This window comes from Actinoallomurus acaciae (assembly GCF_042429965.1).
Taxonomy (GTDB): Bacteria; Actinomycetota; Actinomycetes; order Streptosporangiales; family Streptosporangiaceae; genus Actinoallomurus; species Actinoallomurus acaciae.
The window spans coordinates 1-7,386 of sequence record NZ_JBHLZP010000400.1 but is presented as its reverse complement, the minus strand read 5'-3'; the positions used below and the strand labels follow the sequence as shown (position 1 = coordinate 7,386).

Annotated in this window: 10 protein-coding genes; 5 read left to right on the top strand and 5 right to left on the bottom strand. The window is 71.6% G+C overall.

What is annotated here, in order from left to right; all coding sequences use genetic code 11:
* Positions 1-207: hypothetical protein (locus ACFFNX_RS36150; RefSeq protein WP_378210498.1), on the bottom strand; the 207-nt coding region annotated here is incomplete at its 3' end.
* A gap of 2 nt (positions 208-209) precedes the next feature.
* Positions 210-569 carry a BlaI/MecI/CopY family transcriptional regulator gene (locus ACFFNX_RS36145; RefSeq protein WP_378210497.1) on the bottom strand — a complete coding sequence of 120 codons (360 nt, stop codon included), beginning with the start codon at positions 567-569 and terminating at the stop codon, positions 210-212.
* Positions 570-932: 363 nt separating this feature from the next.
* Between ACFFNX_RS36145 and ACFFNX_RS36140 the strand changes: the two genes are divergently transcribed.
* The 4 genes from ACFFNX_RS36140 (at position 933) to ACFFNX_RS36125 (ending at position 4,736) form a co-directional block, all read left to right on the top strand.
* A complete protein-coding gene (locus tag ACFFNX_RS36140; protein ID WP_378210495.1) occupies positions 933-1,859 on the top strand; it encodes an AraC-like ligand-binding domain-containing protein in 927 nt (308 codons plus the stop codon).
* A gap of 99 nt (positions 1,860-1,958) precedes the next feature.
* The gene (locus ACFFNX_RS36135; RefSeq protein ID WP_378210494.1) at positions 1,959-3,212 is read left to right on the top strand and encodes a flavin-dependent oxidoreductase; all 1,254 of its coding nucleotides are present in this window, start codon (positions 1,959-1,961) and stop codon (positions 3,210-3,212) included.
* Between the two features lie 43 nt (positions 3,213-3,255).
* Entirely contained in the window at positions 3,256-3,846 is a 591-nt protein-coding gene (locus tag ACFFNX_RS36130; protein ID WP_378210492.1) for a TetR/AcrR family transcriptional regulator, read from the top strand.
* An 11-nt stretch (positions 3,847-3,857) separates the two neighbouring features.
* Positions 3,858-4,736 carry a haloalkane dehalogenase gene (locus tag ACFFNX_RS36125; RefSeq protein WP_378210491.1) on the top strand — a complete coding sequence of 293 codons (879 nt, stop codon included), beginning with the start codon at positions 3,858-3,860 and terminating at the stop codon, positions 4,734-4,736.
* 15 nt (positions 4,737-4,751) lie between these two features.
* Here ACFFNX_RS36125 and ACFFNX_RS36120 read toward each other — a convergent pair whose 3' ends face one another.
* Complete coding sequence (locus ACFFNX_RS36120) at positions 4,752-5,555, bottom strand: SAM-dependent methyltransferase (RefSeq protein ID WP_378210490.1); 804 nt, start codon at positions 5,553-5,555, stop codon at positions 4,752-4,754.
* An 87-nt stretch (positions 5,556-5,642) separates the two neighbouring features.
* Positions 5,643-5,789, bottom strand: a complete 147-nt coding sequence (locus ACFFNX_RS36115) for a hypothetical protein (RefSeq protein ID WP_378210489.1) — start codon at positions 5,787-5,789, stop codon at positions 5,643-5,645.
* Between the two features lie 390 nt (positions 5,790-6,179).
* Between ACFFNX_RS36115 and ACFFNX_RS36110 the strand changes: the two genes are divergently transcribed.
* Complete coding sequence (locus ACFFNX_RS36110) at positions 6,180-7,025, top strand: hypothetical protein (RefSeq protein WP_378210487.1); 846 nt, start codon at positions 6,180-6,182, stop codon at positions 7,023-7,025.
* 31 nt (positions 7,026-7,056) lie between these two features.
* On the opposite strand, the gene ACFFNX_RS36105 is transcribed toward ACFFNX_RS36110, so the two are convergent.
* Positions 7,057-7,386, bottom strand: a 330-nt coding sequence (locus tag ACFFNX_RS36105; protein ID WP_378210485.1) for a hypothetical protein, incomplete at its 5' end; no start/stop codon positions are given.

Genomic DNA, 7,386 nt, shown 5'->3' with positions numbered 1-7,386 from the left:
GATCATCGCGGCGGCGAACACCAGCGCGGCGACCACAGCGTCCGCGGCCAGCGCGAGGAGCGGGACCAGGGAGGCGATCGCCAGCCCGGCCGCGAGGACGGTGAGCACCCAGGACGCCGTACGGGGCGGGAGACGCTCGGCGAGCGGGCGGGCGGCCACCGCGGCGACCGCCGGGAACACGAACGGCAGGTAGGCGTCGACGTCCATGGTCAGCGACCGTCCAGCAGGTCGCGCAGCAACTGTTCGTCCTGGTCGGACAGAGAGTCGACGAAACGGGCGAGGACCGCTTGGTGGTCGGGCTCGGCCGCCATGGTCCGGTGCATGCGCCGGGCGACCAGGCCCGGCTCGTCGCTGACCGGCGCGTAGCGGAACGATCGGCCGTCCTTCTCGCGCGTCAGCAGACCCTTGGCGTGCATCCGGCTCAGGATCGTCACCACGGTCGTGTAGGCGAGGTCGTCGGCCAGCAGGGACTGGACGTCGGCGGCGTTCAGCGGCCGCCCGGCGCGTTGAAGGACGGTCATGACCTCGGCCTCGAGCGCGCCCGCGGCACGACGCCCTTCGCCAGCCATGTCACCTCCGCGCTCACCGACGGCCATGTATCAGTGTGCCATGGATCGCCCAGCGGCCGACCTGGCATTACGCCGCCCGGGCGACGCGACGCCCGAGGCGATGACCGGACCCCGGCGGTCGCCGGGGTCCCGGCCCGGGCGGCGCGGTCGCCGGGCGCACACGTCCACGAGGCGTCCCAGCCCGTCTCATCCCGTCGCCCCGGCGCAGGGTGCGGCGTGCCGGTGACCTGCGCGTTTCACCGTCGAAGCGATCCTCGGCGCGTCCCATCCTCGTCCCAGCCCGGCATGCGGGACGAACGCGGGCGCTATGAAGGGAAGCCCCGCTCCACGACCGCCCGCGATGGAGAAACAAGGAGCCTGGTCATGCGTGTCGGTGCAGCCGCGACTGTTCTGGAAGATCCCGAGGAGCTCCGGAAGGCCGCCTCGTCGATCTTCGTGCCGCTGAAGATCGAGACACCGGCGGAGAGGCGCTTCGAAGCAGGTGTCGACAGCGCGCGGATGGGGCCGGTGGTCGTCGCGCGGATCACGAGCACGCCCGCGATGGTGAACCGGGACGCCCGGTGCGTGTCGTCCACCGACCCGGAGCTGCTGAAGGTGACCCTCCACCTCAGCGGCTCGATGATCGTCACGCAGGACGACCGTCAGTGCCGGGTCCGGCCCGGTGACCTGGTCGCGTACGAGACCTCTCGGCCGTATCGGCTGATCGGCACGGACGTGTGCGACATCGTGGTCGTCGGCATCCCACGGGCGATGCTGGGCCCCAGCGCCGACCTGATCGGCCGGCGTACGGCCGTCGCGCTGCCGGGCGACCGAGGCGTCCAGGCGGTGATCGCGGCCTTCCTGTACGGCCTCGGCCGCGACGTCGGCACCCTGTCCGGACCGAACGGCCTCCGCCTCTCCGACGCCCTCGTCTCACTGATCATCTCGGCCTTCAACGACACCACGCTCGAACGCGCCGACACCTGCGACCTCGCCGATCGCATCCTCGCGTACGCGGCGGCCAACCTCTCCGATCCCGGGCTCTCCGCCGAGACGGTCGCCCGACGGCACGGCATCTCAGCGCGCTACCTGCACAAACTCCTTCGTGACCGCGATGTCGCCTTCGGTGCCTGGGTCCGGCGCGAACGGCTCCACCACATCCGCCGCGACCTGACCGACCCCGCATTCGCCAACCGGACGATCGCGGCCATCGCCGCCCGCTGGGGCATGACCGAACCCGGTCACCTCAGCCGTGCCTTCCGCGGCGAGTTCGGCCGGACACCGCTGGAGATCCGGCGGACGGGGTCCTGAGCGAGAGGAGATCGGCGCCTTCACGCCACAACGCGGCGGTGACATGATCGCGTCGCGGAGCACCCCGCCGGAGCTCACCGACACGAGGAGTCGCCCAGTATGGACATCGCCATCGTCGGAGCGGGAATCGCCGGACTCGTCCTGGCGCTCAGGCTGCACGAGGAGGGCGTGCCCTGCCGGTTGTACGAGGCCGTACCGGAGATCAAGCCGCTCGGCGTGGGGATCAACATCCTGCCGCACGCGTCGGAGGTGCTCGGCGGGCTCGGGCTCGAGAAGGCGCTGACCGCGGAGGCCGTGCTCACCGCGGAATCGGTCTTCTTCAACCGGTTCGGCCAGCTCATCTACCGCGAACCGAGCGGCCGGGCGGCCGGCTACCGCCATCCGCAGTACTCCATCCACCGGGGCCGCCTGCACGCTGTGCTCCTGGCCGCCGTACGCGACCGGCTCGGGCCCGGCGCCGTCGCGGTGGACCACCGCTGCACGGGCGTCGCGCAGGACGAGGACGGGGCGTACCTGACCTTCCGTACGACGACCGGCGACGCCCCGCTCCCCCGCGTGCGCGCCGGCGGAGTGGTCGCCTGCGACGGCGTCCACTCCGTCATCCGGCGGCAGTTCCACCCCGGAGAGGGCGAGCCGCGCTACTCGGGCGTCAACATGTGGCGCGGCACCGCGATCGGCCGGCCCTTCCTGTCCGGCGCCAGCATGGTCCGCATCGGCTGGCTGGACCGCGGCAAGCTCGTCGTGTACCCGATCCGCGACGACGTCGACGGAGCCGGCGGCCAGTTGATCAACTGGGTGGCCGAGATCGAGACGCCGCACCATCTCACGCGCGACTGGAACCGCCGGGGCGACCTGAACGACTTCATCGGCGCGTACGAGGACTGGCACTTCGACTGGCTGGACGTGCCGGCGCTGCTGCGGTCCAGCGGAGCGATGCTGGAGTACCCGATGGTCGACCAGGAGCCCCTGGACCGCTGGACGTTCGGCCGGGTCACGCTCCTCGGCGACGCGGCGCACCCGATGGTGCCGCGCGGCTCGAACGGCGCGGGCCAGGCGATCCTCGACGCGAAGGCGCTGAGCACGGTCCTGGCCGGTACGGGCGACGTCGCGGCGGCCTTCCGCGCGTACGAGGACCAGCGCCGCCCCGCCACGACCGCGGTGGTGCTCACCAACCGCCGCACCCCGCCGGACGTGATCATCCGCGAGGTCCGGGACCGTACGGGCGACCGGCCCTTCGAGCGCGTCGAGGACGTCATCAGCCACGAGGAACTGGCCGCGATCTCCCGCCGCTACAAGGACGTCGCGGGCATGTCGGCCAGGAGTCTCATGGTCGGCGACCAGGCCGTGATCTGAGGGTGGGCTTGACCGGAGCAATACGTTCGTACATATTGAACCGATGGCCAGGGCATCGAACAAAGACCGGATCCTGAGCGAAGGCCTTGAGGTGGTGCGCCGGCGCGGCTTCACCGGCGCGGGCGTACGCGAGATCACCAGTGCCGCCGGGGTCCCGCAGGGGTCCTTCACCAATCACTTCGCCTCCAAGGAGGCCTTCGGGCTCGAGATCGTCGACCGCTACTTCGCGGACCTGCTCACCGTCGTCGACGCGACGCTGGAGGACGCCGGCCGACCGCCGCTGGACCGCCTCCGGGCCTACTTCGACGCCATTTCGGAACGGCTCGAGGACCGCGGCTGGCAGCACGGCTGCCTGATCGGGAACATGAGCCTCGAGGCGGCCGAGCACAGCGAGGCGATCCGCGGCCGGCTCGCCGAGATATTCGCCCAGTGGCGGGAGCCGTTCGCCCGATGCCTGCGAGAGGCCGACGCCGCGGGCCAGATCCGGCTTGAGGTGCCGGCCCTCGACCTGGCGGACTTCCTGCTCGCCTCCTGGCAGGGCGCGATCCTTCGCATGAAGGTCGACCGCAGCCCCGAGGCGCTCCGGCGCTTCCGCCGCATCACGTTCGCCACGGTGCTCGGCCCATCCGCATGAAGGAGGCCCCCATGCAGCGCCACGACGTCCCCAGCACCGACGCTCTGCCGAGGAGGCGGACGGGCATTCCCGGGACGCACATCAGCCACGTGGACACGGGCAGCGGTGACCCCATCGTGTTCCTGCACGGCAACCCCACCTCCTCCTACCTGTGGCGGAACGTCATCCCGCTCCTCGCCGACCACTTCCGGTGCCTGGCGCCGGACCTGGTCGGCATGGGCCGGTCGGGCCCCGCCCCGGACGGGCGGTACCGCTTCGCCGACCACGTCCGCCACCTTGACGCCTGGTTCGAGGCCCTCGGCCTGACCCGGAACGTCACGCTGGTCGTCCACGACTGGGGCTCCGCACTCGGCTTCCACTGGGCCCGCAGGCACCCCGAACGGATCAAGGCGATCGCCTACATGGAGGCGATCGTGCGGCCTCGCGACTGGTCGGACTTTCCCGCCGGACGCGACCGGCTCTTCCGCGCGATGCGCTCCGAGCAGGGCGAGGACCTCGTGCTGGAGCGGAACTTCTTCGTCGAGACGGTCCTGCCCAAGAGCGTCCTGCGAACGCTGGACGACGCGACGATGGCGGCCTACCGGGCGCCGTTCCCGACCCCGGAGTCACGCCTGCCGACGCTGGTCTTCCCGCGTGAACTGCCGATCGGCGGCACCCCCGCCGACGTCGTCGAGATCGTCGAGGACTACGGCCGGTGGCTGGCCACCAGCCCGATCCCCAAGCTCTTCGTCGCGGCCGAGCCCGGCGCGATGCTCGTCGGACGCGCCGCGGAGTTCGCCCGGACCTGGCCGAACCAGCGCGAGGTGACCGTCAGGGGAAGCCATTACGTCCAGGAGGACTCCCCGTACGAGGTCGGAGCCGCCGTACGCGACTTCCTGCTCGACCTGTGACGGCGGCCTCCGCCCTCACTTGCGGGCGACCGCGGTCCAGCCGGCGTCGGTGACGTACTCGCCGCCCTCCGGGCGCCATTCGTGCAGCCGGACGACTCCGGGCTCGACGATCGTCAGGCCGTCCAGGAACGCGGTCACCTGCTCGCGCGTGCGGGCCGAGAACGGGGCGCTCGCGGAGCGGTAGGCGTCGCTCACGCCCGCGTTGCGCCGCTCCTCGATCGCGGCGTGGGAGACGATGACGTGGCTGCCCGGTGGCACGGCGTCGCGGTACCGCGCGAGCAGGCCGGCCGGGTCCTCCTCGTCGGCGAGGAAGTGCAGCACGGCGACGAACAGCACGCACACCGGCCGGTCGAAGTCGATCAGCTCGGCGACCTCGGGGGCGCCGAGCACGCTCTCCGGATCGCGCAGGTCGGCCGCGACGACGGCGGTGCCCTCGTCGCGGCCGAGCAGGGCACGCCCGTGCGCGGCGACGACGGGATCGTTGTCGACGTACACGACCCGGGCGTCCGGGTTCACCGACCGGGCGATCTCGTGCACGTTGCCCTGCGTCGGCAGGCCCGCGCCCAGGTCGAGGAACTGGCCGACGCCCCGGCCGGCGACGTGGCGCACGGCGCGCCGCAGGAACAGGCGGTTCGCCCGTGCGACGTCGGCCACGCCGGGAAGCGCCCGGGTGACCTCCCCGGCCGCCTTCCGGTCGGAGGCGAAGTTGTCCTTGCCGCCGAGGAAATAGTCATACATCCGTGCGACGCTCGGAATGCCGGGGTCGGCCCTCATATCCGCCGGAGGTTCGCCGGACGCGTTCTCCATCCAGCCGCTCATCTCGCGGTCCCTCTCCTCGGCGCAGCGCCCTAATCTCCGAACGAGACTCTAACGCGGGACGCGCCGGACGCCCGCACCGCCGATCCGTCACTCGGCCCAGAAGTCGATCAGTTCGTCCTCGGTGAGGAGCCATGGCGGCCCGTCCGGCATGACGCGGCCGGTGGACAGGGCCCACACCGTCATCAGCGTCAGGGCGAGGTACTCGTCACTGCTGAAGCTCTTCAGCTCGTTCATGGCTCTCCGTCGGATGCGGAGGGAAGGCCGGATGATGCCGTGGACCCGGTCGGACGCCGGTCAAGGTCCGGGCCGATCCGGGACACCCCCCACACATGTCCCGGATCGGCCCGGACGGTGCCGCCCCTCCGGACAGCCCCGGTGGATCCGGGCCTGGTCGGCACCTTCGGTACGTCAGGCGGGCAGGTCGGCCGAGCCTCCTGCCGTACCCGAAGCCAAGCGCGGATCCCGGCGTACGGCCATCCCCGGATTCCGGGATGTCCGCCCGGTGAGCATCCGCTCTACACTCGGCGGCCATGAGCGAGCGAGTCGACGAGCACGCGCTCCCGGTCCCTCCTCCGGCGAAGGAGGCCTCATGAGCAGGGTGCGGCCGGGCGGGACCGGACGGTCATGACGGCGGAGGCCACGCCGCCCGTGGTGGCGCCCGTGGTGGCGCGCGTCGTCTCGTCGTCCGGTACCGCCGTGGAGGTCGTGGAGAACCGGCGTCTCGTGTTCGGGCGGGGGCCCGACGCGGACCTGGTGATCGCCGCCGACCGGGGGCTGTCCCGCCGCGCCGGAATGATCGGTGGGGTACGCGGCGGCGCGTGGGTGGCCAACCTCAGCCACACCCACGCGTTGTACGCCGAGACCGACGGCTACCAGATCCGGCTGCCGCCGATGGAGACGCCGGGCGACCCGGCCGGCGGCTGGTTCATGCGGGCCGGCACGACGCTCGTGGGGTCACGGGCCATGCTCGACGACGGCCAGCCACTGCGAGTGACGATCATGCCGGCGGCGAGCGGGCCGATCGGGTCGCCCGGCGACCGGCCGATGCGGCCGGACGAGGACTCGACGCTGCTCCCGCTGTACCTGGATCCGAACACCAAGTTGTTCCTGGTCGCGCTGCTGTGGTGCCGGCCGTGGCTGATCGATCCGACACGTACGACGCCGCTGCCGCGCATACCGGAGATCGCCCGTGCCGCGCTGGAGGTGACCGACGCCCACCACCAGCTCGAGCGGTTCGACAACGATCCGGTGTTCCGTGACCGGCTCGCCGCGCGTGTCGGGGAGCACGTGAAGGTGTTGCGGCGCAAAATCAATATCCGGGGGCTCGTACGGAGCGGAACCCGGCTCTCGGACGAGGTGGTCGTCGGCGTGCTCATCGAGCACGCGATCATCACGTTCGGCGATCTGGGCCGTCTGAGCGACCCGTCATGGTGTTCTCGACAGGAGGATCTCTGGTGGGACCGTACGTAGTGAAGTCCGGCGTTTCCTGGAACCGGGCGGCTCACAGGCTGTTCACGGTGAACGCCGCGGCCATCTGACGGCTCAGGCCGCCCACGGTCACCGTGACGCGGTGGGCACCGGGCGGGATCTTCCCGGGGAAGAACTCATGGCTCTGGTTGACGGCGTAGTTGAACGCCCCGCCGAAGTCGACCACGGGCGTGTACGGGGACGCGGGCCTCGTGTCGAGCCGGATCGTCACCTTCCGGCCGGGGGCGAAGCCGCTGCCCGAGACGACGAACGCGGTGTTGCCGTCGCCGAAGGTCTGATTGAGCGTGATGGCCGGCCTGCCGCCCGACCGCGGCGGGGGAACCGCTCCGGGCGGCGGGGGGCC

Bases quoted from the DNA above. Each gene is read 5' to 3' on its own strand.
- ACFFNX_RS36130 (WP_378210492.1), top strand. From the start codon at position 3,256: ATGGCCAGGGCATCGAACAAAGACCGGATCCTGAGCGAAGGCCTTGAG.
- ACFFNX_RS36140 (WP_378210495.1), top strand. From the start codon at position 933: ATGCGTGTCGGTGCAGCCGCGACTGTTCTGGAAGATCCCGAGGAGCTC.
- ACFFNX_RS36110 (WP_378210487.1), top strand. From the start codon at position 6,180: ATGACGGCGGAGGCCACGCCGCCCGTGGTGGCGCCCGTGGTGGCGCGC.
- ACFFNX_RS36145 (WP_378210497.1), bottom strand. From the start codon at position 569: ATGGCTGGCGAAGGGCGTCGTGCCGCGGGCGCGCTCGAGGCCGAGGTC.
- ACFFNX_RS36135 (WP_378210494.1), top strand. From the start codon at position 1,959: ATGGACATCGCCATCGTCGGAGCGGGAATCGCCGGACTCGTCCTGGCG.
- ACFFNX_RS36120 (WP_378210490.1), bottom strand. From the start codon at position 5,555: ATGAGCGGCTGGATGGAGAACGCGTCCGGCGAACCTCCGGCGGATATG.
- ACFFNX_RS36115 (WP_378210489.1), bottom strand. From the start codon at position 5,789: ATGAACGAGCTGAAGAGCTTCAGCAGTGACGAGTACCTCGCCCTGACG.
- ACFFNX_RS36125 (WP_378210491.1), top strand. From the start codon at position 3,858: ATGCAGCGCCACGACGTCCCCAGCACCGACGCTCTGCCGAGGAGGCGG.